This window comes from Collimonas fungivorans (assembly GCF_001584145.1).
Lineage (GTDB): Bacteria > Pseudomonadota > Gammaproteobacteria > Burkholderiales > Burkholderiaceae_D > Collimonas > Collimonas fungivorans.
In genome coordinates this window covers 157,303-181,886 of record NZ_CP013232.1, presented here as the reverse complement: position 1 = coordinate 181,886, position 24,584 = coordinate 157,303, and the positions used below count along the sequence as shown (strand labels likewise).

27 protein-coding genes are annotated in these 24,584 nt (G+C 61.0%); 9 read left to right on the top strand and 18 right to left on the bottom strand.

Going from position 1 to position 24,584, the window contains the following annotated elements; genetic code table 11:
• Positions 1 to 17: 17 nt before the first annotated feature.
• From CFter6_RS00790 to CFter6_RS00780, 3 genes are all read right to left on the bottom strand, one after another.
• Entirely contained in the window at positions 18 to 2,093 is a 2,076-nt protein-coding gene (locus tag CFter6_RS00790; protein WP_061538325.1) for an NADPH-dependent 2,4-dienoyl-CoA reductase, read from the bottom strand.
• Between the two features lie 139 nt (positions 2,094 to 2,232).
• Positions 2,233 to 3,489 carry an SGNH/GDSL hydrolase family protein gene (locus CFter6_RS00785; protein ID WP_061538324.1) on the bottom strand — a complete coding sequence of 419 codons (1,257 nt, stop codon included), beginning with the start codon at positions 3,487 to 3,489 and terminating at the stop codon, positions 2,233 to 2,235.
• A gap of 118 nt (positions 3,490 to 3,607) precedes the next feature.
• Positions 3,608 to 4,717 (bottom strand): amidohydrolase family protein, encoded by a 1,110-nt coding sequence (locus CFter6_RS00780; RefSeq protein WP_082814499.1) that lies wholly within the window; start codon positions 4,715 to 4,717, stop codon positions 3,608 to 3,610.
• A gap of 216 nt (positions 4,718 to 4,933) precedes the next feature.
• Between CFter6_RS00780 and CFter6_RS00775 the strand changes: the two genes are divergently transcribed.
• A complete protein-coding gene (locus CFter6_RS00775; protein WP_061538322.1) occupies positions 4,934 to 5,863 on the top strand; it encodes a LysR family transcriptional regulator in 930 nt (309 codons plus the stop codon).
• A 7-nt stretch (positions 5,864 to 5,870) separates the two neighbouring features.
• Here the strand turns inward: CFter6_RS00775 and CFter6_RS25365 are convergent, their stop codons facing one another.
• From CFter6_RS25365 to tagH, 4 genes are read right to left on the bottom strand one after another with little or no spacing between them, the layout of a single operon-like run.
• A complete protein-coding gene (locus CFter6_RS25365) occupies positions 5,871 to 6,344 on the bottom strand; it encodes a TssQ family T6SS-associated lipoprotein (RefSeq protein ID WP_150118567.1) in 474 nt (157 codons plus the stop codon).
• A gap of 24 nt (positions 6,345 to 6,368) precedes the next feature.
• Entirely contained in the window at positions 6,369 to 8,072 is a 1,704-nt protein-coding gene (locus CFter6_RS00760; RefSeq protein WP_236904476.1) for a serine/threonine protein kinase, read from the bottom strand.
• 47 nt (positions 8,073 to 8,119) lie between these two features.
• Positions 8,120 to 8,938, bottom strand: coding sequence for a PP2C family protein-serine/threonine phosphatase (locus CFter6_RS00755; RefSeq protein WP_061538318.1), 819 nt, complete (start codon positions 8,936 to 8,938; stop codon positions 8,120 to 8,122).
• Positions 8,931 to 10,133, bottom strand: coding sequence for a type VI secretion system-associated FHA domain protein TagH (tagH, locus tag CFter6_RS24690; RefSeq protein ID WP_167351329.1), 1,203 nt, complete (start codon positions 10,131 to 10,133; stop codon positions 8,931 to 8,933). Before tagH ends, CFter6_RS00755 begins: the two co-directional genes overlap by 8 nt.
• A 252-nt stretch (positions 10,134 to 10,385) precedes the next feature.
• Here tagH and CFter6_RS00745 point away from each other — a divergent pair, with 252 nt between their 5' ends.
• Together CFter6_RS00745 and CFter6_RS00740 are read left to right on the top strand one after the other, a co-directional pair.
• Positions 10,386 to 10,721: a type II toxin-antitoxin system RelE/ParE family toxin gene (locus CFter6_RS00745; protein WP_061538317.1), complete on the top strand. Its 336-nt coding sequence runs from the start codon at positions 10,386 to 10,388 to the stop codon at positions 10,719 to 10,721.
• Positions 10,711 to 11,022: a helix-turn-helix domain-containing transcriptional regulator gene (locus tag CFter6_RS00740; RefSeq protein ID WP_061538316.1), complete on the top strand. Its 312-nt coding sequence runs from the start codon at positions 10,711 to 10,713 to the stop codon at positions 11,020 to 11,022. The genes CFter6_RS00745 and CFter6_RS00740 overlap by 11 nt, the downstream gene beginning before the upstream one ends.
• Positions 11,023 to 11,045: 23 nt before the next feature.
• Here the strand turns inward: CFter6_RS00740 and alaC are convergent, their stop codons facing one another.
• The 7 genes from alaC to CFter6_RS00705 form a co-directional block, all read right to left on the bottom strand.
• Positions 11,046 to 12,245: an alanine transaminase gene (gene alaC, locus CFter6_RS00735; RefSeq protein WP_061542141.1), complete on the bottom strand. Its 1,200-nt coding sequence runs from the start codon at positions 12,243 to 12,245 to the stop codon at positions 11,046 to 11,048.
• A 258-nt stretch (positions 12,246 to 12,503) separates the two neighbouring features.
• Positions 12,504 to 13,706 carry a hypothetical protein gene (locus tag CFter6_RS00730; protein WP_061538315.1) on the bottom strand — a complete coding sequence of 401 codons (1,203 nt, stop codon included), beginning with the start codon at positions 13,704 to 13,706 and terminating at the stop codon, positions 12,504 to 12,506.
• Between the two features lie 39 nt (positions 13,707 to 13,745).
• Positions 13,746 to 14,441 (bottom strand): hypothetical protein, encoded by a 696-nt coding sequence (locus CFter6_RS00725; protein ID WP_061538314.1) that lies wholly within the window; start codon positions 14,439 to 14,441, stop codon positions 13,746 to 13,748.
• Between the two features lie 32 nt (positions 14,442 to 14,473).
• Complete coding sequence (locus tag CFter6_RS00720) at positions 14,474 to 15,007, bottom strand: hypothetical protein (protein ID WP_061538313.1); 534 nt, start codon at positions 15,005 to 15,007, stop codon at positions 14,474 to 14,476.
• Positions 15,004 to 15,282, bottom strand: a complete 279-nt coding sequence (locus CFter6_RS00715) for a DnaJ domain-containing protein (protein ID WP_061538312.1) — start codon at positions 15,280 to 15,282, stop codon at positions 15,004 to 15,006. Before CFter6_RS00715 ends, CFter6_RS00720 begins: the two co-directional genes overlap by 4 nt.
• Before the next feature lie 176 nt (positions 15,283 to 15,458).
• Complete coding sequence (locus tag CFter6_RS00710; RefSeq protein WP_061538311.1) at positions 15,459 to 16,082, bottom strand: tRNA-uridine aminocarboxypropyltransferase; 624 nt, start codon at positions 16,080 to 16,082, stop codon at positions 15,459 to 15,461.
• 36 nt (positions 16,083 to 16,118) lie between these two features.
• A complete protein-coding gene (locus tag CFter6_RS00705) occupies positions 16,119 to 17,081 on the bottom strand; it encodes a LysR substrate-binding domain-containing protein (protein WP_061538310.1) in 963 nt (320 codons plus the stop codon).
• A 151-nt stretch (positions 17,082 to 17,232) separates the two neighbouring features.
• On the opposite strand from CFter6_RS00705, the gene CFter6_RS00700 reads away from it, so the two are divergent.
• On the top strand, positions 17,233 to 17,463 hold the full coding sequence (locus CFter6_RS00700; protein ID WP_150118566.1) for a hypothetical protein: 231 nt from the start codon (positions 17,233 to 17,235) through the stop codon (positions 17,461 to 17,463).
• Here CFter6_RS00700 and CFter6_RS00695 read toward each other — a convergent pair.
• Positions 17,453 to 18,376 (bottom strand): 1-aminocyclopropane-1-carboxylate deaminase/D-cysteine desulfhydrase, encoded by a 924-nt coding sequence (locus CFter6_RS00695; RefSeq protein WP_061538308.1) that lies wholly within the window; start codon positions 18,374 to 18,376, stop codon positions 17,453 to 17,455. The genes CFter6_RS00700 and CFter6_RS00695 overlap by 11 nt on opposite strands.
• A gap of 23 nt (positions 18,377 to 18,399) precedes the next feature.
• A complete protein-coding gene (locus tag CFter6_RS00690) occupies positions 18,400 to 19,407 on the bottom strand; it encodes an LLM class flavin-dependent oxidoreductase (RefSeq protein WP_061538307.1) in 1,008 nt (335 codons plus the stop codon).
• Between the two features lie 216 nt (positions 19,408 to 19,623).
• Between CFter6_RS00690 and CFter6_RS00685 the strand changes: the two genes are divergently transcribed.
• The gene (locus CFter6_RS00685; RefSeq protein WP_061538306.1) at positions 19,624 to 20,103 is read left to right on the top strand and encodes an HAD domain-containing protein; all 480 of its coding nucleotides are present in this window, start codon (positions 19,624 to 19,626) and stop codon (positions 20,101 to 20,103) included.
• 39 nt (positions 20,104 to 20,142) lie between these two features.
• Positions 20,143 to 21,012 (top strand): cysteine hydrolase family protein, encoded by an 870-nt coding sequence (locus CFter6_RS00680; protein ID WP_061538305.1) that lies wholly within the window; start codon positions 20,143 to 20,145, stop codon positions 21,010 to 21,012.
• A 23-nt stretch (positions 21,013 to 21,035) separates the two neighbouring features.
• Here the strand turns inward: CFter6_RS00680 and CFter6_RS00675 are convergent, their stop codons facing one another.
• Together CFter6_RS00675 and CFter6_RS00670 are read right to left on the bottom strand one after the other, a co-directional pair.
• Positions 21,036 to 21,404: a c-type cytochrome gene (locus tag CFter6_RS00675; protein ID WP_061538304.1), complete on the bottom strand. Its 369-nt coding sequence runs from the start codon at positions 21,402 to 21,404 to the stop codon at positions 21,036 to 21,038.
• Between the two features lie 31 nt (positions 21,405 to 21,435).
• Positions 21,436 to 22,359 (bottom strand): LysR family transcriptional regulator, encoded by a 924-nt coding sequence (locus CFter6_RS00670; RefSeq protein WP_061538303.1) that lies wholly within the window; start codon positions 22,357 to 22,359, stop codon positions 21,436 to 21,438.
• A 144-nt stretch (positions 22,360 to 22,503) separates the two neighbouring features.
• On the opposite strand from CFter6_RS00670, the gene CFter6_RS00665 reads away from it, so the two are divergent.
• From CFter6_RS00665 to CFter6_RS00655, 3 genes are all read left to right on the top strand, one after another.
• Entirely contained in the window at positions 22,504 to 23,262 is a 759-nt protein-coding gene (locus tag CFter6_RS00665) for a 3-oxoacyl-ACP reductase family protein (RefSeq protein WP_061538302.1), read from the top strand.
• Positions 23,263 to 23,328: 66 nt separating this feature from the next.
• Entirely contained in the window at positions 23,329 to 24,168 is an 840-nt protein-coding gene (locus CFter6_RS00660; protein WP_061538301.1) for a helix-turn-helix transcriptional regulator, read from the top strand.
• A 51-nt stretch (positions 24,169 to 24,219) separates the two neighbouring features.
• Positions 24,220 to 24,582 (top strand): VOC family protein, encoded by a 363-nt coding sequence (locus CFter6_RS00655; RefSeq protein WP_061538300.1) that lies wholly within the window; start codon positions 24,220 to 24,222, stop codon positions 24,580 to 24,582.
• Positions 24,583 to 24,584: the final 2 nt, after the last annotated feature.

Here is a 24,584-nt window from a genome sequence, read left to right as displayed (position 1 = left end):
CGATTAACTACAGTGCGCTACAGTGCCGCGGCGAGCTCCGCGCCTTCGCGTATCGCACGTTTCGCATCCAGCTCGCTGGCAAACGACGCTCCGCCAATCACGTGGTAACGCAAGCCCGCCTGCCGGGTTCTGGTTTTGACCGCCTCGCCCGGCTTGCCGGCCGCAATGGCCTCAGCCGGAATCAAATCGTGCAAGGACTCCTGGCCGGCGCAGATCACCACGTTATCCACCGCCAGCAAGCGATCCACGCCGCCCACGCTGACATGCAAACCCTGATCGTCAATCCGCCGGTAATCGACCCCCGCCAGCATCTGCACGCCATTGCGCTGCATCACGCTGCGATGCACCCAGCCCGAGGTCTTGCCCAAGCCGGCACCCACCTTGCTCAGTTTACGTTGCAGCAGATGAATTTCCCGCACCGGCACAACCGCCGCCGGCGGCCGCAATCCACCCGATTCCGCCGCCAGGGGATCGACGCCCCATTCATCCATCCATTCCGCAATCGGCACCGGCAAAGGTACATGCGCATCGTGCAGCAGGAATTCGCACAAATCGAAACCGATGCCGCCGGCGCCGATCACCGCCACCCGCTTGCCGACCGGCGCCTTGCGCTGCAATACGTCGAGATAGGACAGCACCATGGGATGGTCGATCCCCGGGATGCGCAAATTGCGCGGCGTCACGCCGGTCGCCACGATGATATCGTCGAAACCAAGCGCCTCCAGCTGCTCGCGGCTGACGCGCCGGTTCAGCTGCAGCGCGACGCCGGTGCGTTTGAGGCGGTGATGGAAATAGCGGATGGTTTCGCTGAATTCTTCCTTGCCCGGAATCTGCATGGCGATATTGAACTGACCGCCGATCTGGGCCGCGGCCTCGAACAGCGTCACCTGGTGGCCGCGTTCGGCTGCCACGGTAGCCGCAGACAAACCGGCCGGGCCGGCGCCGATCACCGCCACCCGTCGCGCTTTCACGCTGCGCCGGTACACCAGTTCGGTTTCATGGCAAGCTTGCGGATTAACCAGGCAGGTTGCGCGCTGGCGCTTGAAAGTGTGATCGAGGCAAGCCTGGTTGCAGCCGATGCAGGTATTGATTTCATCGGCGCGGTTCTGCTGCGCCTTCAGTACAAATTCGGGATCGGCCAGGAACGGCCGCGCCATCGACACCATGTCGGCGTCGCCTTCGGCCAGGATCTGCTCCGCCACTTCCGGCGTATTGATGCGGTTGGAAGCGATCACCGGGATCTTGACCGCGCGCTTGAGGCGCGCCGTCGCTTCGCGGAACGCGCCGCGCGGCACCGAGGTGACGATGGTGGGAATGCGCGCTTCATGCCAGCCGACGCCGGTATTGATCAATGTCACGCCGGCCTGTTCCAGCGCCTGCGCTACCGCCACTACTTCGGCGCCGGTATTGCCGCCTTCCACCAGATCCAGCAAGGACAGGCGGTACATGATGATGAAGCGCTCGCCGACCGCCGCGCGCATGCGCCGCACGATTTCCAGCGCCAGCCGCATGCGGTTTTCAATGCTGCCGCCCCACTGGTCCTGGCGCCGGTTGGTACGCGGCGACAGGAACTGGTTGAGCAGGTAACCCTCGCTGCCCATGATTTCCACGCCGTCGTAGTCGGCGCGCTGGGCCAGCTCGGCGCAGCGCACGTATGCCGCGATGGTGGACTGGATGCCGCTTTCGCTCAGCGCACGCGGCTTGAACGGCGAAATCGGCGACTTGATGGCCGAAGCCGACACCACAAGCGGCTGGTAGCCGTAGCGTCCGGCATGCAGGATCTGCATCACGATCTTGCCGTCTTCTTCGTGCACGGCGCTGGTCAGGCGCTTGTGGTTGTGGATGTCGCCCATGCTGTTCATGGTGCCGCCGAACGGCAACAGCCAGCCCTGCCGGCTGGGGGAAATGCCGCCGGTCACGATCAGGCCGACGCCGCCCTTGGCGCGCGCCCGGAAATATTCCGCCAGCTTCCCATAGTGGAAAAAGCGGTCTTCCAGGCCGGTGTGCATGGAACCCATCACCACCCGGTTCTTCAAGGTGGTGAAACCGAGATCGAGCGGGGCGAGCAGGTGCGGGTAGACAGGATGGGACATAGATTTTTCCATGAGGCGGTGGCGCTGCAAAAGTCGGTGACAGGCCGGAATCTACCTGAAAAGCGCCGGCATATCGCTGAAACTGCCCTGTTTCGGCGGCGATTAGAGCCACTAACCTATTCCGAGGCATCCCGGCCAGTCAATGCGGACCCAATAATGTTGCCAGATCAATTGCATCCGCCATGGCGCGGTAACCGCGGTCGCCAGGATGCAAGTGGTCGCCGGAATCGAAGGCTGGCAGGAAGCGCCGCGGATGCTTCGGATCCCTCACCACCGCATCGAAATCGATGACCGCGTCGAATTCGCCGCTGCTGCGTATCCATTGGTTCACCGCCTGGCGGGTCTGCTCCTTGCTCGCGGAATAATAGCCTTTCAGCTCCGTATCCTGCAATGCACCTTCGAACGGCGTCAGGGTAGCGCCGACGATGCGTACATGGTGCAAGCGCGCCCGCGCTATCAGCTGGCGGTAGCCGTCGATCAGGCGCTCCGCCGCCAAGGCAGGGTCCTGCGGCGTGAAGCTGCTGCCGGGCCAGCCGATGTCGTTGATGCCCATCAGCAGGATCACGCTATCGAGGCCGGGTTGGCTCAGCACATCGCGCTCGAAGCGGGCGAGGGCGTTGACGCCCATCTTGTCGCTCAGCACCCTGGCGCCCGAAATGCCGGCGTTGATCACCGCAACGTTTTGCCCCGCCAGGCGCTGCGCCAGCTGGTCGGGCCAGCGCTGGTTGCGGTCCGGAGTGGAGCCGGCGCCGTCGGTGATCGAATCGCCGAAAGCCGCCACTACGCGTGCCGCAGGCACGGCTTCCACCAGGATCGTGCTGAGGAACAAGCGCGCCCCCAGGGTCTGGCCGGCCTTGATTACAGGAGCCGCCGCGAGGTTGCCTGGCACGATGTAGGCGGTCTGCTTGCCTTCCCAGTGGAAGGTGGCAAGCGGCGTTTTTTGCGGCAGGAAGATGCTGACTGCGACCTGGGCCAGCGGCGCCAGTTCGAGATCGACAGGATCGCTGACCGCCGGCGCGCCCGGCGCGATCGTCACCGTATCGCGACCGCCGAAGGTGAGGGCGCGGTCGCTGCCGGCCACGATGTCCGAACCGCTGCCGGCCAGCGCAGTCAAAGCGATATGCGCCGCGCCCACCGTCAGCGGTGTCGTGCCGTATTCGTTGGACAGCACGACCCTGGCGCGCTTGCCGCCCACGCTGATTCTGGCGATCTGCCGTACCGTCTGGTTCGACAGGCTGGCCGGGATATTGGTCGGCAAGGCGAACCCGGCCTCCCAGGTCGGCTGCGGACTTGCGCTCCAGCTGGCGCTCCAGCCGGACGTTGCGGAATTGCCGCTGGCCGGCAAGGCCAGGATCGACAGCAGGGCGAGCGCAGCAATGATTTTCGGATAGTGCATGAAGAGCTCCTTGGTTTTATCGGAAATGCGATAGCGCTAAGATAGGCTCTTCATATTGCACATGGTAGATGTTCGAATCGCATGATGCTCATTCCAATCAGGAATGAGCATCGCCAGCCTAACGCTTGGAACAGATTTGCGGTGCGCTATACATCTTGTTCATGCCAAGCAGGGTCAGGTAGGTCTGGCCCAGGGCGATGTCGCGGAAGGCTTTGTCGTTCAGAAATTCATTCATCGCACTCGAGTTCTTGAGCTCATCGGTGTAGTTATAACCTGGCTGCTTGTTCTTGTAAGCCACATAATCGCTTCCGGTAATGATGCGGCTGGAGTTGCGGTTGATGAAATTGACATAAGCCTGTCGATGCTTGCTGAAGTAATTGTCTTCCAGCACGCCCCAGGAAATATCAAGATACAGGTTAGGAAAATCATCCAGCATTCTCTGCAGCAGAATAATGTGGTTCAGGTGATCCATCGCCACCTGCTGGCTCGACATGCCAAGGTGCAGCCAGATGATCTTGTTGTCCGGATATTTTGTCAGCACATGTTCCATCAATGGCAGATACTTGGTTGGCTCTCCAGTGTCGTTGCCCAGGTCGGAATGCAAGGCCAGCGGCATATTGCGTTCACGCAGGATTGTCATGAAATCCGCCCACTGGTCGATCTGCGCCGTGGTGACCGGCACATGGCCATTGGGGAACAGGGCTTGCTTGACTACGTTGGCTTCGCCCATCAGCTTGAACAGCCCCGGATATTCCTTGTCGTACAGCGCAATCAGGGCGGGAATCTCGGCCGGCTTGGCGAGGTCCGGAAAGGTCATGGAAAACACCAGCTGGCGGCCGGGCGACTTGAACTCGGCAAAATTGGCGGCATTGACGAAATCGTTCTTGATGGTGGGATTGGCCGGCAAGTCCCGGCAATCCTGGTAGGAGTCGCAGCCGGGACGCGCATCCCACGGCAAGCGCTGGCCTATGCCCATCACGCCGCCAAACACCACGCCGTTGTCAGCCATGAGCTGCAGCATGTCCTGGTAAGAAACCGACTCGCCGCCGAACGGACGGAAGTGGATATGCGTATCGGCCACAGTCAGGTGCGGCTGGGTAGCGCGGTTGAAACAGGCTGGGCTGGGGGTCCTGTAATCCTCCAGCGTCAGGCCGATGGCGGCGCCGCTGAAAACCGTCGCCAGAGCCGCCGGCATGGCGGAACGTAATAAAAACCTGCAAATATTCATCGCAATCTCCTGGATTGGTATATCGACAAGGAAGTTGGAAATCTGGCATGCCTGCCTTGCGCTCAAGCTATGGTCTTTTCTTAAAATGCATGGCAAACCGCCAACGATGACTTTATATTAAATATTTCCATATGGAAATTAATAAATGCGCAAGCTCTTCCCGATATAACGGAAGAGGGCCGATAATCCGGTATCACCATTCCAGATCAGAATGACATGGACCAAATCAAGGCATGCCGCAGCTTCGTGCGGGCCGTCGAGCTCGGCAGCCTGTCGGCGGTGGCGCGCGAGCAGCACAGTACGCAACCGACCATCAGCAAGACCATCGCCGCGCTGGAAAAGCAACTCGGGGTGCGTCTGCTGGAACGCAGCACCACCAGCCTGACCACCACTGAACAAGGCAAGCGTTTTTACGAGCGCGCTAAACGCGTGCTGGAAGAATTCAGCGAGGCGGTCAGCGACGCCCGCGGCCTGACCGAGAAGCCGACCGGCTTGTTGCGCGTCAATGCGCCGCTCGGCTTGGGTCAGTTGCGGCTGAACGCGCTGGTGCTGGAGTTCCTGGAGTTGTATCCGGAGATCGAGGTCGAGCTGATCCTGAACGACCGCTTCGTCGACCTGGTGGAAGACGGCGTCGACGTGGCGCTGCGGCTGGCCGGCTCGCTGCCGCCGAACATGATTGCGCGCAAGATCGCCAGTGCCCAGCGTTACCTGGTGGCGGCGCCGGCCTACCTCGCGCGCCACCCGGAAATCCGGCGGCCCGAAGACCTGGCCAGCCATCGTTATATCGGCTTTGCGCGGCCGGCCAACGGCGAAGTGACGCAGCTCAGCGGCCCTGGCGGCACGGTACAGATTGCTACCCGCAGCGGCTACCTGGTCAACAGTTCGCTGGCGATACGTGAGAGTTTCCTGATGGGCGCCGGGCTTGGCATCTGTCCGTCATGGCTGGTGCACGACTTGCTCGAATCGGGCCAGCTGCAACGCATCCTGCCGGCGTGGAGCGCAGCGGGACAGGAAGCCTCGCTGCTGTATCCGTCGCGCCGCTACCAGTCATTGCGCACCACGATTTTCATGAACTTCATGACCGAACGGATCCCGCAGTTGCCGGGGTTCGCCGCGCCAGACTTCGGGCGCCCGGTCCGGCCCTAGCGCGATCTCATTTTTTTGCGGTGGTTGCGGCCGCCTTCTTGGCCTGGTTGAATACCGGGCCCCATAGCGGATGGCCCTTTTCGCCGGCAGTCAGGTCGAAGCCGGGATCGAGCTTCAATGCCTTGTCGAATTGCTGCCGGCACAGCTTCTTCCGGGAAGTCACGCAATAGCTGAAAGCCATGTATTTCAGGGCTTCGGTCTGGGTCGCGATATCCGCCGACCAGATCTCGGGGGTATTGGTAAAGCGCTTGATGGCGGCGCTGTAACTGCCCCTGTTGTAAAGGGCGATGCCGTCGGTCAAGGCGGCTGGCGGCGCCGGCGGTTCCGGGACGGCGGCGGCAGTCGCCGTTACCGTCGATCCGCCTGGCGTCGACGCTGCCGTTGCCGGTTTGGTGATGGTGTCGAGAGTGTCGCAAGCGCCAAGCATGACGGCTGCAGCCAGCATCGCAAAGCTGCTGATACGGGTAAAAGAGGGGGTCATGAAGCGTTCTGGGCTGAAATGCAATTAGTGGGATGAAAAATCGTAGTCGATATTACGCGATTTTTTCGGACTGACGTCAATTTCAAAAACCCGGTCAGGAAAACTCGGATTGAGCAGCTTGATCTGATGTTTGCCTTCCGGCAGAATCAGCTTTTTCAATGGCGGGCTGACGCCCTTCATGCTGCCGTCGACCAGCACGTTGCCCCACGGCTTGATGGTCAGCGAAATTACGCCGGTAGCATTGACCACTTTTGCATCGACCGCTTTTACCTCGGCCTCCTTAAGCCCGGCCGGCTTGGCTGCCGCAACGTTCTCCGCGCCTTTGTCTTGCCGCTGCGCCAGCCCGGACCGCGCCGTTCCCGCATGCTGACCGTTCGGATACTTCTCCAGGAAAGCCTCGATTTGCTGCGGCGGCGCGCCATTCTGCTGTTTCAATGTCTCCCAGGCGATGGTTTCTTCGTCAAGGACCTGTTCAGCCGGCGCGGCAGCCTGCTTGGACGCCGTCGGCGATGCAGCGGGAGCGGGCGCGGGAACAGAGGCGGGTGCGACCACCCGCGCCGCGGCCACCGGCGTCTTAGGCAAGCGGGCCGGCTTGAGCCACAGATAGGCTCCCAGCGCCAGCACGGCGACGGCAGCACCAATCCACCAGGCAGGAGCCCTCAGCGTTTTGTCCAGCACGCTTGGCGGTGTAACTGGCCGCTTGCGCGCATGTCTATCGTCGGCTATGGTTGGTTCGTCGCCGGGTTTCTTCCGGCTCGGCAGGCGAAATGCGATCGGGGCGGAAGCTTCATTGTCCGGCATCGGCATCGGCACCGACAGCTCCAGGTCCAGCAACTTGCGGAATTCTTCTATCGATTGCGGCCGGTCGTCCGGCTTGACTGCCAGGCCCTTGTCGATGGCAGCCAGGAACTCCTTGCTGAAGCCGCTGTACTCGCCGTCCTGCAAGGACAGGATCGGGTCCTTGATCATGCGCGCCACGGAGGTCGGCGGCGCGCTCTTGACGATGGCGAAATAGATCACTGCCGACAGCGAATAGATATCGGTCCATGGCCCCTGCTTCATCATGGCGTCGTCGGCGTACTGCTCGACCGGCGCATATCCCGGCTTCAGGATCACCGTCAGCGAATGGGTCATGTCGCCGATGATCTGGCGCGCCGCGCCGAAATCCAGCAGCACGGCTTCGCCGCTTTTCTGGATCATGATATTGTCGGGCGAGATATCGCGATGCAGTATCTGCACCCGGTACATGGCGTCGAGCGCTTCCAGCATCGGCTTGAGCATGCTTTTCAGCCAGGCTTCGGTCACCTGCGCCGGCGAATTCTGCACCACGCTTTTGAGGGTGCGGCCTTCGTAGTAGCGCATCGCCATGTAGGCGGTATTGTTCTGCTCCCAGAAGCGGTAGACCTTGATCAGCGCCGGATGGTCGAACTGCGCCAGCAGGCGCGCTTCCTTGATGAAACTCTTGAGGCCGATGGTGAAGGTTTCGCGGTGGCGCTGCGACCGCACCACTACTTTTTTATCCGGCCCGCGCCCGGCAAACGCGCCCGGCATGTATTCCTTGATCGCCACCATGCGCCGCAGCGAGCGGTCGAAGGCAAAGTAGACTATGCCAAAGCCGCCTTCGCCGATCACGCCGATGATTTCGAAATCGGCCAGCCGGGTGCCTTTGGGCAGGCAGTTTTCGACAGCCGTCGTTTCTTGCGGATCAAGCGGCTTGGCGTTTTGCATATTCTCTGGATTCGGCGTTTTAATATTATTCTGGACGGCTATCAGCACTAACGGCTCGCTGAAGATCGAGGCTCAGCAACACGAATTGTAAACGCAGTACAGTTATCCAGTGGAATATTGGAAGCGCTGCCGTTCTTTTTCACGACAGCGTGCATCAGGTCCAGCCACTCCTGGGCAGAACTGGCCTGATCCGCGGCCAAACTCGCGGCCTGCTCCATCTCCGCCTCGCTGATCCATTCCCAGAAACCGTCGGAGCAGATCAGGAAGGCGTCGCCATCTTGTATCCTGACCGCGTTCTGGATCACTTCGGCAGGCGCGCTGCCCTCGACGCCGACAGCGGCGCTCAGGATGCTGCGGCGCGGATGCCGGCGCAACTGCTCGGGCGAACAATGGCCGGCATCGACGAATTGCTGGATCAGGCTGTGATCCTTGGTAGCGCTCAGCAGCTTGTTGCGGCGGAACAGATAGACGCGAGTATCGCCCATGTGGCCCCACAGCGCGCAGCGGTTGGCTTGATCGACCAGCAGCACCGCCACCGTCGAACTCATGTCTTTCAGGCGCGGGATCTGCGCCTGGCGCCGGTTCAGCTGCGCCACCGCGTGTTCGATATAGGACTGCAGCGCGCGCGGGCCGAAAGAAGCTTCTTCGACAAACATTTCCATGATCGAATGGACCACGATATTCGAGGCGATCTCGCCGCCGTACTGGCCGCCGACGCCGTCAGCCACAATCACGCAAGCCAGGTCTTCCTGCAGCACGCTGCCCCAGGAATCCTGGTTGACCTGGCGGCCGCCGGCGTGGCTCAGCTGCGCCAGGCTCAGGGCAACCGGCACCGCCATCTCGGCCAGCAGCGATTGCTCAGGCATGCTGCGTCTCTCTTCTCTGTTTTTCCACTTTTCTTTCGTAAGCCTGTAAAAACGCCTTGCCGAACAAGGTCTGGAAATCGTCCTGCGAGGATTCCGCGATAATCCGCTGGTAACGCTCGGCATAGGCATCCCATAACTTTGCCTTGCGCTTCGCCGGCATCAGCGCATCGAGCACGCCGCCTTTTTTCGAGCGCCGCTCCATGACTTCAGGATTGAAACGCTGCAGCATCTCGTTCATGGTGGCGCGCATGCCGGAAACCACGCCCACCTGGTGCGCCTGCAAATCCTGGTAAGCGTCTTGCATGGCTTCGGTGGCGCCCATGAACCCTGGCATTTTCTTGCGCAGCATCTGGATCAGCACAGTCTGGCTGTCGGAAAAGAATTTCAGCGGATTATTATTCCTGACCACCACCTTGGTCACGTCCGCATGCGCTTCGCGTTTTACCAGTGCGCGCGAGGCGTTCAGGTCTATCGTGCCCTGCACCGCCGTCGCCAGCAACTTGCCGACGATTTCCATCATTTCCGGCGTCAGTTCCGGCGCCAGGGTGCCGGGCGGCAGACCGGCGCCTTTCATGAACGCCTGCACCAGCGCTTCGCCGGATGCGGACAGGGATGCAGATAGTTCAGCCGGGCTGTCTTCGCCGGGGTCGGCCGGCGCCGGATTCGCAGCCGCGCGCGGTATCGTGTTCAGCGGACGCACCGGCGAGGTCGGCAAGGCCGCATTGGCAGTTGCCGCCAGCTCCAGGTTCAATTGCGCGAGCGCCGCCAGGCGGGTCTCGGATACGCTCAGCAAAGGCTTGCCGCCGCTTACCCGTTTCACCGGATTGGCCGATGGCTGGCCGGACTGGTTGGTCATGTCAGGGTTATCTTTCATCAAGTTGAGCTGCGCCTCCGCGCGCAATAAGTACAGTCCGATCTGGATTTCATCGCCTATCTGTAAATCGTATTCTTGCTCGGCATCGATCTCGTGTCCGTTCAACAGTATCGGATTGGCGCGGCTGAGATTGGTGATGGATTGGCGGATGCCGTCGCTTTTGATCTCGGCCTGGATACGCGAGACGAAATTCCTGGGGTCGGCCAGCACGAAATAATTCTCTTCGCTGCGACCCAGGGTTTTAGGCTCGCGGCCAAACACGGCCGACAGGGGCGATTCAGGCGCCACATTGTTGTAAGAAATGACACTAATTTTAATCATTGATTCGTTCCATGCCGAGCTTTGCGGACACAGTACAAACATGCGCAGCGTTTGCGCAAATCGACCGGCCCATCGTTACTTGCCTGATCGCAAGTTTCATGCCCAAGAAATGCCGCCTCGAATTTGCAAAAAAGATGTGAAAACCCAGCTTTTATGTGGCTTTTCACAGGAAAACCTGCCCTCTCTTGTCAACCTTGGTGACACTTTCTGTCAGCTGGAGAAATTGACAGAAATTCGTTTATAAGTGAAAATATGACGTATAGAATCCGCCACTACCTTGATCCTGACAACAAGGACATTTATGTGAGCTGGCTAAGCAGGCTGCCGGATATCAAGGCTCGCATTGCGATCGATCGGCGCATCAACCGCATTGAACTGGGCAATTTCGGCGACCACAAATTTTGCCGTGACGGGGTGTGGGAATTGCGTGTCGACGTCGGTGCCGGATATCGCGTTTATTACGCCATGGCGGGTAGGGAAATCGTGTTGCTGCCATGCGGCGGCGCCAAGCAAACCCAGGAAGCAGATATCGGTCAAGCCTGCAGGTACTGGCGAGACTGGCAAAGGAGGACCAGCTGTGAAAGATAGAATGCATGACGACGCCATGGCCGAGGTGTACCGCGACGACCCCGCTTACGCCATCCAGATGCTCAACGGCATCCTTGCCGACGGCGACCAGAGCGACCTGCTGATCGCGCTGCGGCAAATGACCAAGGCTTTTGGCGGCATGCAAACCGTGGCGGAAACGGCGCAGCTGAATCCGACCCAGCTGTACCGTATCCTGTCGCCGGCCGGAAATCCCGCATTGAGCAGCCTTGCGGCCATCCTGAAGGCGATGGGACTGCGCCTTGCCGTGCAAGCCGTAGTCGCGCCGCCCGCACACACTTAGCATATGCGGACGGCACAGCTACGTTACGACTTGGGATCGCGCAACATGGCCTTGATGCCGCGGACCGCCTGACGGATCCGGGCTTCGTTTTCGATCAGCGCAAAGCGCACATATTCATCGCCGTATTCGCCGAAACCGATGCCGGGCGAGACGCATACCTTGGCTTTTTCCAGCAGCTGCTTGGAAAATTCCAGCGATCCGAGATGGCGGTAGGCTTCCGGAATGTGCGCCCAGATGTACATTGACGCTTTCGGCACATCCACCATCCAGCCGGCTTCATGCAGGCCTTTGGCCAGCACGTCGCGCCGGCTCTGGTACTTGGCGCAGATATCCTTGACGCATTGCTGGTCGCCTTCCAGCGCCGCGATCGCCGCTACCTGCACTGGCGTGAAACTGCCATAGTCGTGGTAACTCTTGATGCGCGCCAGCGCCGCCACCAGTTCCTTGTTGCCGACCATGAAGCCGATGCGCCAGCCGGCCATGTTGTAGCTTTTCGACAGCGTGAAAAACTCCACCGCGACATCGCGCGCACCCGGCACCTGCATGATGGACGGCGCCTGCCAGCCGTCGAACACGATGTCGGCATACGCCAGGTCGTGCACCACCAGGATGTTGTGTTCCTTGGCCAGCTTGACCACACGCTCGAAGAATTCCAGCTCGACGCATTGCGCGGTCGGATTCGACGGAAACCCGAGCACCATCATTTTCGGCTTGGGATAGCTTTCCCGTATCGCCCGCTCCAGCTCGGCGAAAAAATCCACGCCCGGGCTCATGCGCACCGAACGGATGTCGGCGCCGGCAATCACTGCGCCGTAGATGTGGATCGGATAACTCGGATTCGGCACCAGCACCGTATCGCCGCGATCCAGCGTCGCCAGCATCAGGTGCGCCAGTCCTTCCTTGGAACCGATGGTGACGATCGCTTCGCTATCGGGATCGAATTCGACGTCGTAGCGCTTCTTGTACCAATGGCTGATCGCCCGCCGCAGCCGAGGGATGCCCTTGGACGCGGAATAGCCATGGGTGTCGGGCCGCTGCGATACTTCAACCAGCTTGTCGACGATGTGCTGCGGCGTGGCGCCGTCAGGATTGCCCATCGACATGTCGACAATATCTTCGCCGCGCCGGCGCGCCGCCATTTTCAGCTCGGCGGTGATGTTGAAAACATAGGGAGGAAGGCGATCGATGCGCGAAAACCTGCGCGGAGTTGGGGATTCAGACATGTTTTCTTTCACGTTAGCGCCCGGAACCGTCCGAGCGACGTTGGAACATTCCATCTGGATGGAATGTTCCAGCGACGATTCTATTGAACATCCGGCGATTGCGCAATGAAGAAAATGTGTCCGGCCACGGGAAGGTGAGCAGCGAAGGTTTGAGGCAGCAACAAACGAAGGTCGTCGAATGCGGCCACGCTTACTCCGTAGTCCGTTAAACGGGGCAGAGTAACTTTCGCAAAGGAGGCGAAAAAACTCTGACCCCGTTTAACTGCTTTTGACTTTGATGTTGCAGTTCTCTCTCAGGAACTTCATGGCGCGCGCGTATTTGAGATCGTCATCGTCGACCAGGTATTCTTCCGCATCCGGCAGGAATTCATCCTCCCACAAAGACAACAGGTTGTCCTTGATCTCAAACGGCGCCGAACTACGGATAAACGCCGAGACCGCCTCGCTGTCGAAGCCATGCTCGCGCACCCGACGGATCATGGCGCGCGCTTCAGTCTCCGATACCGTCGTCTTCGGTTTCACACCCGAAGCGATACACATGAAGATGGTCAGCCGCGAATACGGATCTTCCTTGCCCTTGGTCACCTTGTGCCACTCTTTCGACACCAGGGCATCAAACCCGTCCACATCCTCCAGCCCGCCCTCGCGCACGAAATAACGCAACTCGACAAGATTGAGCAGGGAATCGAGCGCCACGCCGGCATCAGCCAGCGCATCCTGCTTCTCGATATCGCGCCGGACCTTGTCCGCAACATCGCGATGTTCCAGCGGCACCTCGTCCAGCAGCTTTTTTGAAATCTTCAATTTCCCGCCGCTGCTGCGCACCGCGGCGATCAGCCTGGCAAAACCCAGCCGGTCGGGGAATTCCTCGCCGCCGCCAAGACGCACCAGCAACGCCGTGCGAATCACCGTTTCGGCGCCGGCAAATTCAAGCTCTGAACGCTCCAGGCTCAGGTCCTCGGCAAACCACAGCGCCGCGGCAATCACTGCCGCGCATTCTTCGCGCGCCTTGCGTTCTTTACGATAGGCGTTGAGCGAAAACGGCTTGGCCAGCGTGCGCTCGTCCTGGAATTCCTTGAGTCCCTGGCCCTTGGTATCACCGAACACGGTAGAGTCAGGCAAGCCATGCAAGGCCTTGAGCATCTCGTTGCCGCCGCGCGAATGCGACAGGAAAGTATTGTCGCGCAGGGATTCCGCCGCTTTTTGCAGGTCGCCGCTGAAAGTATGTTCCAGGTAGAGACTGATCAGGTTGACGATGCGCTGGCGCGCATTCTCAAGATCGGTGTGCAGGTGGCTGGTGCCGAAGAAGGCGGCGACCTGCACCGTGCCCTTGGCGGCGTCGGCGATCATCGCGCGGCATTTTTCCTGGTCCAGGATGCGGCTCTTGAGGCCGAAAGCAAGCGCCTTTTCAAAGAAAGGACGCTTGTCGACGAGGTCGATATTCCGGTGTTTGTCGGACATGGGATACGTGGGTTTCTGCAACGGTAAAACAGCGAAAGCTTAGAGCGCGGACTCTTCGCCTGGATCGACAACAGCGGCGGGCTGCGCCGCCGCCGGGCGCTCCTGCGATTCGAGTTTTTCCTGCTCCTGCAATTCCAGTTCCGCTTCGCGCCGCAGGCGTTCTTTCATGCGTTTTTTCAGGACCGGCCAGATCTGCTCGAACATATCGGGATGCTCGTGCTTGAGCAGCCAGGTCAGCTCTTTCCAGTCGCGGTCGCTGACTTCCGACTTGTCGACTTCGTCGCCCTCTTCGGTGCGGTTGACGTTGAACGTGTCATAGGTGACGAAATGCACTACCTCTTCATCGCGGTCCGACAGGTAATCGATCAGCGCTTCGCAGCCGCCGTCGACATCGCCGATCGCTTCGAGGAATTCACCGGCCTGGCTGTCGTCGCGGAACAGCACCGCATTCACCATGCCGCGCAGGCGTACATGGCTATGGTCGCCATACAGCCGTTCCATGACCACTGCGCGTGCAAACTGTTCCGGCGTCACCAGCAGGTTGACCACCGATTCTTTCGACGTGTCGTATTCGCGGATGACCGCCAGCAGGTCCTTCGGCGGCAGCGTATCGAGCGCCGCCACCAGCGCATAATCGCCCTCGGTCTCAGCCAGGCTGACCAGGGCGAATTCGGCGCCGGCGATATCGCCGCTGCGGATCAGGTTTGCTGCTTTTACTACTAGCGCGTTTGTCATGATGTCACTATGTCAAAAATATCTAAAACTGTTTAGCCCAACCGTTCGAAGCCCTGCTGCTCCAGCCAGTCGGCGCCTTCGATTTCGAGGTCGCGGCCGTCTTCTTCGTCGTCGCTCTCGACCCCATCGACTGCATCGTCCGAATCGGCCTGGCTATATGTGCCCTGGTAGCTGCCGTTGCTTTTCTCGTGCAGGTACTCGAGGCAAACCGTGGTGATCAGGAAACGCTCGCCGCCCGGCTCTTGCAAGGCAATCTCGGCCAGCTTTTGCGCCCACGATTCGAATTGCACGGTGTCGGCGACATCGGCCCAAGCCGGAAAGTCGTCCGGTTCTTCGCCCAGCAGCATGGTCAGCGCCTGCGGATTGGTAAAGTCGACGCCGCCGTGAAAAGCCACCGCCACCATTTCCGGATCGGTTTCTATCATCGGCATCATCAAGGCAAACTGTGCGCGCTTGCTTTTCAGGCGCGAGGCCAGGATATCGTTGCCTTCGGAATCGCTTTGCAAATCCTCCAGCTCAGCCTGGTAAGCCTTGGTCAAATCTTCGAAAAAAGCAGAAAGCATCATTGCAGAACCTTGTTCATATAGGTAGTCCAGATTTGCTGGGCGGTCTCAAGCGGGTTTTCCAGCAGGCTGCGGCGCCGGTTTTCGTCGTACTCCTGGCGTTTCACCGCATCCGCCAACAAGTCGTAGGCCTCCTGGATATCCCGGAACCGCGCGGGCGCGTCGGGCGCGCTATTGCGGTCGGGATGAAATTCCGAGGCTTTCTTGCGATAGGCGTTTTTCAGGGCGCCGGCCGTTGCATCGCTGTCTATGCCGAGAACGGCGTAATAATCCTTCATGCGTCCTCACACGTTGGCGTAGCCGGCCGCTGGCGACCGTCGTCTTGTTGCTGATGGAATACTTGCGGGGCAAGTGTTTGTTGCTGAAAAGACACAAACACTTTGGAAGAGTCTGCGGAGGATACACGAGCGAGCGCAGGAAGTCGATGCTGCGCGTGGCCGGAAAACCACGTTTCCTAACCTCGCCCATAGGCCAGCTGCTGCGCCACGAAGCCGTCGAACGCCGTCAGCAACGGCAGGTATCCGCCCTCATTATGCTCCAACTGCATCAAGGCATGGCAAGTCGCCTCCAGCGTGGAGAGCTGCCCCGGGCCATGGGCCTTGCGGATCAGGTAGCGCGATGCCGGCGGATTGTGCAGCGACAGCCGCGGCAGCTGCTGCAGCAAGGGATTCAGGTAAAGCATCTTGCGGCTCTTGCGCCAGGTTCCATCCAGCACCACCAGCCGCAACTGTGCAGGGTCTAGCAACAGCGCCTGCTCCAGCGACGGCGGCGCGGCCAGCTCCAGGCTTTTATCTTCCGGGCTGTCGGGATACAGCAGGACGGCATGCCTGGCCGGCGCATGGAGCAGCGCTTTTAAATATTGCTCATCAAAGGTTTCACCGACAACCAGCTCGCTGCGCGCCAGGCTCAGCTGCAAAAGCCGGGCGCTGCCTTTAGCCTGGCGGACTTCCAGTGGATGCTGCAAGATCAGCACGTCGACCGCCGGCTCCGTCGGCCTGATCCAGCTGCAGATGCAAGCGCTCTGCGGGCGCAGGCATCTGGGACAGGCGAGGCGTTGCTTATGGTCGGGCTGTTTCATAGGATGGATGGGTGGAGGAATCCGGCGCTATTGCTGCTACGGCGCTTTCTTGCGGCGTGGCTTGCGCGCCGCCGATTCTTCCGCCACCGCCGCGGCCGGCGCCTGCAAAGCGCTTACCTCATCGTGCAGCCAGCTGCGCAAAGCCTGCAGCGGCGCCCAGTCGCATAACGCCGGTGGGTAGACCAGGAAATAAGAAGCGTAGTCGGGGTCCGGCGCCAGCCTTTGTTCCGACAGCTGCACCAGCAGGCCGGCGCGCAAGGCGTCGGCCACCATGAATTCGCGCCCCAGCGCAATCCCCAGGCCTTGTTCGGCGGCCTGCAGCATCAGGCCGGCGTCGTTGAAACTGGCGACCGGATTGGTCCTCACCGTGAGTCCGGCTTCGCTGAACCAGATATCCCACCAGTCGGCGTCGCCCAGCAAGGGCTCATGCACCAGGGCGGCAGCGCCGCCTCCCTGCAGCCGGCGCGCGGTTGCCGGCGAGGCCACCACCACCAGCGGACTGTCGAACAGGCGTTCATCGCTCAATCCCGGCCAGCCGCCGCGCCCCTGGCGCAGCGCCGCGTGGAAACCGTCGCGCTGCAGATCCATCACCTGTTGCGAGGAGTGCAGCTCCAGTGCGATATCGGGATGACGCTGGCGCCAGCTCTGCATGCGCGGCAGCAGCCAGCGCTGCAGGAAAGACGGCATCACCGTCAGCCGCAGCCGCTGCGCGACGCCGGTGGCCGTGGCGGCCGCGGCCAGGACGCCGACGTCGAGCTGGGCCAGCGCCGATTCGACGCTGCACAGCAGCGCCTGGCCCGCCGGATTCAGCACGATGCGACGGCCGCGCCGCTCGAACAGGGCGAAACCAAGCTGCTGCTCAAGCACGCCGATCTGCTGGCTGACGGCGCTGTGGGTCAGGTGCATTTCGGCTGCGGTAGCACGCAGATTCTGCAAGCGCGCGGCAGTGCGGAAGACCGGGAGGGTATGTAAAGGGAGTCGGCTCATGATGGTAAGCATAGCTGACCAAGATGGTTAGAACAAGTCGTTTCCCTAAGTGGTTGTGGTTGGATATTCTGACCAGTATTGAAAGCGCTGCGAATATTCCCTACAACCAACTTGTGAGTTTGCCATGAACTGTGTATCGACACCGGACCAAATCGCTACAATATTGCCACGCCCACATGGTTTGCTGGGTAACCTGTTCCAGGTCGTCAAGAGTGCTGGCGGCTGGTGGCAGCAGCGCCTGATCCCGCCACAGCCGGCAAAAGCGTCGCCGGCAGAGACGCCGCAAAAATATGTGTTGAATGTGCGCGACTTGAGCGACCACCTTTTACGCGATATCGGTTACATCGACTCCGTGCAGCCGCGCGAGCAGGTGCGCAGGGATACTATTTATTGAGGCCGGCAAGCTCAAGCCCGTCGACAAACCCGCGCGCTCCTTGCATGCCGCCGGTATGCACAGCGAGCACTCGCTCATCGGGGCGGAAAACCCGGGCCTGCTGCAAGCGCCTGAGGGCATGGAACAGCTTGCCCGTATAAACCGGCTCTATCGGCAGGTCGAATTCCTGTGAAAACTCGCGGCAGAACTGGCGCAACTCAGGCGGCGCCTTGCCATAACCGCCATGATGGGCATCCGTGATCAATTCATAATTCCGGTAGGCGGGATAACCCGCCTCCTGCAGCAGACGGGCGATCTCCTGGTGCAGATAAGCGCCATTCTTGAGGACCGCGATGCCGATCGCCCGGCCCCGGCCCTGCAAACCGGCCAGGACGCCGGCCAGCGTGGCGCCGCTGCCGCAGGCGACCATGATCACATCCGGCAGCAACTCAGTGGTCAACTCGTCCACCAGTTCGGCGACGCCGCGCAAGGCTGCCGGCGCGCTGCCGCCTTCCGGCAGCCAGAGGAAGCTATCGTCGACAGCGGCGATGTGCCGGCGCCAGGCTTGCGGATCCTCGCGCAACTGTCGGTAGTCATCGCGCGATACAAACTGGATACGCATGCCAAGGCGCCGGCAATCGTCCAGCGTGGCGCTGTCCAGTCCCGCCGCACTGCGCACCAGGCCGATCGTCGGCCAGCCGCCCAAGGCTGCGGCGTGGGCCAGCGCATGCAAATGATTGGACCAGGGGCCGCCCATGGTTACCAGCGTCGCTTGTTTCCCCTGCAATGCCGATAGCTGGTATTTGAGCTTGCGGAATTTGTTGCCGGAGACCTCCGGGTGCAGCAGGTCGTCGCGTTTTACCCAGACCTCGCGCCCGAGGAAAGCGGTGCTTTCCAGGAGCTGGCAGGGAGATGGCTGGCTGGGAAACTGCACGTCAGGGCAAAATCAGATAAACATCAGATAGACAGCGGAATAGGTTCTACGCTGCGCGCAACGTCGGCGATGATCTCGTAGGAATGCAACCGCGCCTTGTGCTCGAATACATCCGAGACAATCATCAATTCGTCGGCGCCGGTGCGCAGCAGGAATCTTTCCAGCCCCTCGCGCACGGTTTCCGGCGAGCCGATGATGGAACACGCCAGCATGTGCGAAGCCTGCGCCTTTTCCAGCGGCGACCAGTAGGTTTCGATATCGTCGATAGGCGGCTTGCTCAGGCCGCGCACGCCGCGGTGCATGTCGGTGAAGGACATCTGCTGGGTAGTCGCCAGGCGGCGCGCTTCGGCGTCGGTATCGGCGGCGATGATGTTGATACCCACCATCGCATGCGGCTTGGCCTGCTGTGCGGACGGCTTGAACTGGGCGCGGTACAGCTGCAGCGCCATTTCCAGCGAATCGGGCGCGAAATGCGAAGCAAAGGCATAGGGCAGTCCGAATTCGGCCGCCAGCCGGGAACCGAAGGTGCTCGACCCAAGTATCCACAACGGTACCTCGCTGCCGTGGCCGGGCACGGCGACGATGCGCTGGTCCGGCTCGGCCGGCGCCAGGAAAGCCTGCAGTTCCAGCACGTCTTGCGGAAACGATTCGGCGCTGGCCGGATCGCGCCGCAGCGCACGGGTAGTGATCTGGTCGGTGCCGGGCGCACGCCCCAGGCCGAGGTCGATGCGACCCGGGAATAGTGCGGCGAGCGTGCCGAACTGCTCGGCGATCACCAGCGGCGCATGGTTCGGCAGCATGACGCCGCCGGCGCCTACCCGGATGGTGCTGGTGCCGGCCGCCACATGGGCGATCGCCACCGACGTAGCGGCGCTGGCGATGCCGCGCATATTATGGTGTTCCGCCATCCAGAAACGGCGATAGTTCCAGCCCTCGGCGTGCAACGCCAGATCGCGCGCATGGTCGAGCGCGTTGCGCGCATCGCTGCCTTGGCGGATACGGACCAGGTCCAGAATTGAAATTGGGATCACAGCGGCTTCCTTGTTCAGCTTGCGGTTTTCGAGTATATCCGCAGCGCTTTAAGCCTGCTGGCGGAGCGCCGTTTTGCCGTCCGCAGCGTGATCCGGACGCCGCCGCGATTCCCTTGGAGTAAACTTGATGGTCTAATAGCGCCATTCCCATGCTTGGCGTGATTCGGCAATGACCGGCCTGCCGCCAATCCGATCTACTTTGATGACTGACGTTTTATGAAAATTCTCTACCTGGACTACAACGGCGTCCTGCATGACGCCAAGGTAATCCGCAACCGCCAGCGCGGCCTCTACATCGCCACCCCGGACCGTTCATTCTTCGAATGGATGCCGATCCTGGAAGAATTGCTGGCGCCTTATCCTGACGTCAAGATCGTGCTCTCCACCAGCTGGGTCAGGGCACTCGGCTTCGACGCCACCAGGCAGGAACTCTCGGAGAGCCTGCGCGAGCGCGTGATCGGCTCCACCTTCCACCATCCCAAGCTGACGCCGGCGGAATTCGACACCATGCCGCGCGGCATGCAGGTCTGGCGCGACGTTGAACGCCGCAAACCGACCAGCTGGCTGGCGCTGGACGACGACGCCTTCGGCTGGCCGGCCGCCTGCCGCGACCGCCTGCTGGAAACCAAGGGCAGCCTGGGCCTGAGCGATCCGGCGGCGCAAGATGCGCTGAAAACCATGCTGGCAGCGCTGTAAGCAAACAGATAGGCCGTACAGACGGCACCGGAGAAACAGATGCGCCGCAACCTGCACCTATTGATCATCGATCCACAGAACGATTTTTGCGACCTGCCTGCCGGCTATCTTCCCGATAATCCGGCCGGCGGCGGCAGAATGGGGCCAGCGCTGCCGGTGCCTGGGGCCCACGCCGACATGCTGCGCGTGGCGGACCTGATCAACCGCGGCGGCGCCGGCATCAGCGCCATCAGCATCACGCTCGACTCGCATCACCGGCTCGATATTGCCCATCCCGGATTCTGGACCAGCGCCGGCGGCGGCGAAGTCGCGCCGTTTACCCAGATCTCGGCAGACGAGGTGCGCGCCGGCAGCTACCTGCCGCGCCTGCCGGCTGCGCTGCCGCGGGTACTGCATTACCTGGACCAGCTGGAAGCAGCCGGGCGTTACCAGCTGATGGTGTGGCCGGTCCATTGCGAGATCGGTTCCTGGGGACATAACGTCCACGCCGATGTGCGCTCCGCCTATAACCGCTGGGAAGAACACACCCTGCGCAGCGTCGGCAAGATCAGCAAGGGCAGCAATCCGTGGACCGAACACTATTCCGCGGTGCAGGCCGAAGTGCCCGACCCGGACGACGTGCTGACGCAATCGAACCAGGCTTTCCTGGACAGCCTGGCCGAGGCCGATTGCATCTACATCACAGGCGAAGCAGGCAGCCATTGCGTGAAAGCGACTACAGAACATATCGCCGATTATTTCGGCCCACGGCATATCGGAAAACTGGTGCTGGTTACCGACTGCATGAGTCCGGTGAGTGGGTTCGAGGAACAGTATCGGGAATTCATTACGGATATGGCGGCGCGTGGAGCGCGCATTGCAAATGCGGAGAATGTATTGAAAGAGCTGTCGGACAATCCTGATCGCTAAGACTCCGGCGGAACTCCGCCGTCTCATTCGAACGCATGCAGATACGCCAGCAGGTTATCGATTTGCTTGTCGCTTCCGATGCCAAAGAAACGCATTTTATTTCCCGGGATGACATCGTCGGGAGCCTTCAGAAATGCCCGCAATGTTTGCTCCGACCATACGATCCCTGAACTTTTCATCGCTGCCGAATATTTATAGTCCTTGCTTGTCCCAGCCGTTCTGCCGAAAATGCCATTCAGTTGCGGTCCGAACCCGCCGCGGGCGGAAGTTCCGACCTGATGGCAGCTCGCGCACCGCGCAAATGCCGACTTGCCGGCCACTGCATCACCTGCGGCATAAGCGTTGAATGTATGAAAAACCATTGCTGATGCAAGCAATATCAGTTTATTCATCTTTCTTTTTCCTTCGTCAAACCAATCGTTTTCAAAACGCCGAAAAATGCCTGGCCAGTTCCTGCGTCCGGAAATGCTCCACCACATAATCGACAAACACCCGGGTCTTGGCCGGCAGCAGTTTTTGGGCGGCAAAGTAGAGTGACAAGGTGCCGCCATCGACGTACCAGTCTGGCAGCACGCGCATCAGATCTCCGCTCAGCAGGAATGGCAAGGCGTTCGGCATGCTGACCAGGGCAATGCCGAGGCCCATTTGGGCGCTTTCGCAAGCGGCTTCGGGATCGCTCATGGTCATGCGCATGCGCAGAGTCACCGGCGCCTGCTGGTTGCTGCCGTTGCGCAGGGGCCAAGGCCGCACTCGCCCGGTCTGCGGCGAACGGATGAAAATGCCGTCGAATGCGTGCAGGTCTGCCGGCGAGACCGGCGCCGGCCGTTCATTGAAATAAGCTGGCGCGGCTACCAGCACCCGGTGCGCCGGCCCGAGTTCGCGCGCCACGACGCCGGGCGGCAGTTCGAAACCGCCACCGATGGCGGCATCGAAACCTTGCGCGATCAGGTCGACCTGGCGATTATCGAAATGCCAGTCGGGCGAGATCGCCGGATATTTCGCCAGGAACGGCGCCAGCAGCGGCACCATGTAGGCGCGGCCGAAACCTGTGCCCATGCTGACCTTGAGCACGCCCGCCGGCTGGCCGCCGGCGCTGGCCAGGTTGTCGACAGCTGACTGGATCGATGTCAGTCCATCCCTGATCTCATGCAAAAAACTTTCGCCGGCCTCGGTCAGGGTCAGGCTGCGTGTGCTGCGATGGAACAGGCGCACACCTAATCCGGTCTCGAGCCGCGCCACGTTCTTGCCGACCGCCGCCGAGGTCATGCCAAGCCGCCGCGCCGCCTCTGAAAAGCTGCCGGCCTCGGCGCTGCGGACGAAACATTGCATGCCAATCATGGTTTCCATCGCTCTACTTTAAACCTTTGGTATCAAGTGAATATGATAATTAGTGACTAGTAACGACATAATGATAGGCAGATACTTCACTTGTCAACCCGGCGCTCGCCACTGCCACTGTGGCAGGCGCCCCAACCAACAAGGAGAAATATCATGACCATCAACCAAGAAACAGCAGTGCTTGCCAACAAAGTCGCCTTCATCCAAGGCGGTTCGCGCGGCATCGGCGCCGCCATCGCCAAGCGGCTGGCCCGCAACGGCGCCGCCGTCGCCCTGACCTATATCAGCTCGGCCGACCGCGCCGCGCAAGTCGTCAAGGACATCGAAGCAGCCGGCGGACGCGCGCTGGCGATCCGGGCCGACAGCGCCGATGCAGACGCCATCAAAGCGGCAATCGGACAAGCCGTCACCGCATTCGGACGACTCGATATCCTGGTTAACAATGCAGGCGTGCTGGCGATTGCGCCGCTGGCTGAATTCAGCCTGGAAGATTTCGATCGCACGCTGGCGATCAACGTGCGCAGCGTGTTCGTGGCGACGCAGGAAGCGGCACGGCATATGAGCGAAGGCGGCAGGATCATCAACATCGGCAGCACCAACGCCGACCGCATGCCGTTTGCCGGCGGCGGCCCCTATGCGATGAGCAAATCGGCGCTGGTTGGCCTGACCCGCGGCCTGGCGCGCGACCTCGGTCCGCGCGGCATCACCATCAACAATGTGCAGCCGGGCCCGGTCGACACAGAGATGAATCCGGCCGGCAGCGAATTCGCCTCCACCCTGAAAGCGATGATACCGGTCGGCCGTTATGGCAAGGATGAGGAAATCGCCAGCTTTGTCGCTTACCTGGCAGGCCCGGAAGCGGCCTATATTACCGGCGCCAGCCTGTCTATCGACGGCGGATTTGCTGCCTGACGATGGTGTTGTGCGATGTCGGGGCAAGCCATTCGCGCTTTTTTGATTTGGCGTAGACTTAACCGAATGAATACCCTGATTCTTTCGCAAAGCGCGTCGGCGACGGTGATTGATTACCGTTGCAGCGCCAGCCCGGGCGACTTGTCGGTTACCGAATTGCATCACAGGCATTCGGTATCCTACGTGCGGCGCGGCAGCTTCGGCTTGCGCTACCGCGGCGTACAGCACGAACTGGTGCCGGGTTCGGTGATGATCGGCCATCCCGGCGATGAATACTGCTGCACCCATGACCACCATGTGTGCGGCGACGAATGCCTGTCTTTCCAGTTTTCCGAAGAATGCATCGAATCGATAGGCGCTAAAGAATCGCTTTGGCGCAGCGGCGCCTTGCCGCCGCTGAACGGCATCATCATGCTGGGCGAACTGGGACAGGCCGCCGCCGAGGGGCGCAGCGACGTCGGCCTGGAGGAAATCGGGCTGCTGCTTGCCGCGCGCTTCGTCGCGCTCAGCTCCGGCAAACAATCCGCGCCGCTGGCGGCGACGGCCCAAGACCGGCGCCGTGCGGTCAACGCCGCGATGTGGATTACCGCGCATGCGCATGAAGAGATCGACCTCGAACGGACCGCCGGCGAGGCAGGCATGAGTCCTTTTCATTTCCTGCGGCTGTTCAGCCGCACGCTCGGCGTCACGCCGCACCAGTACCTGCTGCGCTCGAGGTTGCGCCATGCGGCAAGCCTGCTGGCTGACGGCCGCTCGGTCACGGATACCGCCTACGATGTCGGTTTCAACGATTTATCCAATTTCGTACGCACCTTCCACCGTGCCGCCGGCGTCTCGCCCAAGCATTTCCAGCGCGTGGCTCGCGGCGAGCGCAAGATTTTCCAAGAAAAACTGGATTCGATCTGAAATGATGACTACCTGATCCATCCATGTGGATGCGATGACAAGGAGACCATCATGTTCGACCATATCGGATTGAAAGTGAAGAACCTGGACGCCAGCGTGCGGTTTTACCAGGCAGCGCTGGAACACCTGGGATATGTCCTGGCAGCGCAGGGCGACGGTTATGCCGGTTTCGGCCCGCCGGAGCAGCCGGCGCTCTGGTTATATGCCGCCACCGATGCGCCGGCCGGGACCACCCATGTCGCTTTCCGCGCGGCCGATCACAAGCAGGTCAAAGGCTTTCATGCGGCCGGCCTGGCGGCTGGCGGCCGGAACAACGGCAAACCGGGGCTGCGCACCGAATACAGCCCGACTTACTACGGCGCATTCCTGATCGACCCGGACGGCAACAACGTTGAAGCCGTTTATCCCGGCTGAAC

Bases quoted from the DNA above. Each gene is read 5' to 3' on its own strand.
- CFter6_RS00790 (WP_061538325.1), bottom strand. From the start codon at position 2,093: ATGTCCCATCCTGTCTACCCGCACCTGCTCGCCCCGCTCGATCTCGGT.
- CFter6_RS00785 (WP_061538324.1), bottom strand. From the start codon at position 3,489: ATGCACTATCCGAAAATCATTGCTGCGCTCGCCCTGCTGTCGATCCTG.
- CFter6_RS00780 (WP_082814499.1), bottom strand. From the start codon at position 4,717: ATGAATATTTGCAGGTTTTTATTACGTTCCGCCATGCCGGCGGCTCTG.
- CFter6_RS00775 (WP_061538322.1), top strand. From the start codon at position 4,934: ATGGACCAAATCAAGGCATGCCGCAGCTTCGTGCGGGCCGTCGAGCTC.
- CFter6_RS25365 (WP_150118567.1), bottom strand. From the start codon at position 6,344: ATGACCCCCTCTTTTACCCGTATCAGCAGCTTTGCGATGCTGGCTGCA.
- CFter6_RS00760 (WP_236904476.1), bottom strand. From the start codon at position 8,072: ATGCAAAACGCCAAGCCGCTTGATCCGCAAGAAACGACGGCTGTCGAA.
- CFter6_RS00755 (WP_061538318.1), bottom strand. From the start codon at position 8,938: ATGCCTGAGCAATCGCTGCTGGCCGAGATGGCGGTGCCGGTTGCCCTG.
- tagH (WP_167351329.1), bottom strand. From the start codon at position 10,133: ATGATTAAAATTAGTGTCATTTCTTACAACAATGTGGCGCCTGAATCG.
- CFter6_RS00745 (WP_061538317.1), top strand. From the start codon at position 10,386: ATGACGTATAGAATCCGCCACTACCTTGATCCTGACAACAAGGACATT.
- alaC (WP_061542141.1), bottom strand. From the start codon at position 12,245: ATGTCTGAATCCCCAACTCCGCGCAGGTTTTCGCGCATCGATCGCCTT.
- CFter6_RS00730 (WP_061538315.1), bottom strand. From the start codon at position 13,706: ATGTCCGACAAACACCGGAATATCGACCTCGTCGACAAGCGTCCTTTC.
- CFter6_RS00725 (WP_061538314.1), bottom strand. From the start codon at position 14,441: ATGACAAACGCGCTAGTAGTAAAAGCAGCAAACCTGATCCGCAGCGGC.
- CFter6_RS00720 (WP_061538313.1), bottom strand. From the start codon at position 15,007: ATGATGCTTTCTGCTTTTTTCGAAGATTTGACCAAGGCTTACCAGGCT.
- CFter6_RS00715 (WP_061538312.1), bottom strand. From the start codon at position 15,282: ATGAAGGATTATTACGCCGTTCTCGGCATAGACAGCGATGCAACGGCC.
- CFter6_RS00710 (WP_061538311.1), bottom strand. From the start codon at position 16,082: ATGAAACAGCCCGACCATAAGCAACGCCTCGCCTGTCCCAGATGCCTG.
- CFter6_RS00705 (WP_061538310.1), bottom strand. From the start codon at position 17,081: ATGCTTACCATCATGAGCCGACTCCCTTTACATACCCTCCCGGTCTTC.
- CFter6_RS00685 (WP_061538306.1), top strand. From the start codon at position 19,624: ATGAAAATTCTCTACCTGGACTACAACGGCGTCCTGCATGACGCCAAG.
- CFter6_RS00680 (WP_061538305.1), top strand. From the start codon at position 20,143: ATGCGCCGCAACCTGCACCTATTGATCATCGATCCACAGAACGATTTT.
- CFter6_RS00675 (WP_061538304.1), bottom strand. From the start codon at position 21,404: ATGAATAAACTGATATTGCTTGCATCAGCAATGGTTTTTCATACATTC.
- CFter6_RS00670 (WP_061538303.1), bottom strand. From the start codon at position 22,359: ATGGAAACCATGATTGGCATGCAATGTTTCGTCCGCAGCGCCGAGGCC.
- CFter6_RS00665 (WP_061538302.1), top strand. From the start codon at position 22,504: ATGACCATCAACCAAGAAACAGCAGTGCTTGCCAACAAAGTCGCCTTC.
- CFter6_RS00660 (WP_061538301.1), top strand. From the start codon at position 23,329: ATGAATACCCTGATTCTTTCGCAAAGCGCGTCGGCGACGGTGATTGAT.
- CFter6_RS00655 (WP_061538300.1), top strand. From the start codon at position 24,220: ATGTTCGACCATATCGGATTGAAAGTGAAGAACCTGGACGCCAGCGTG.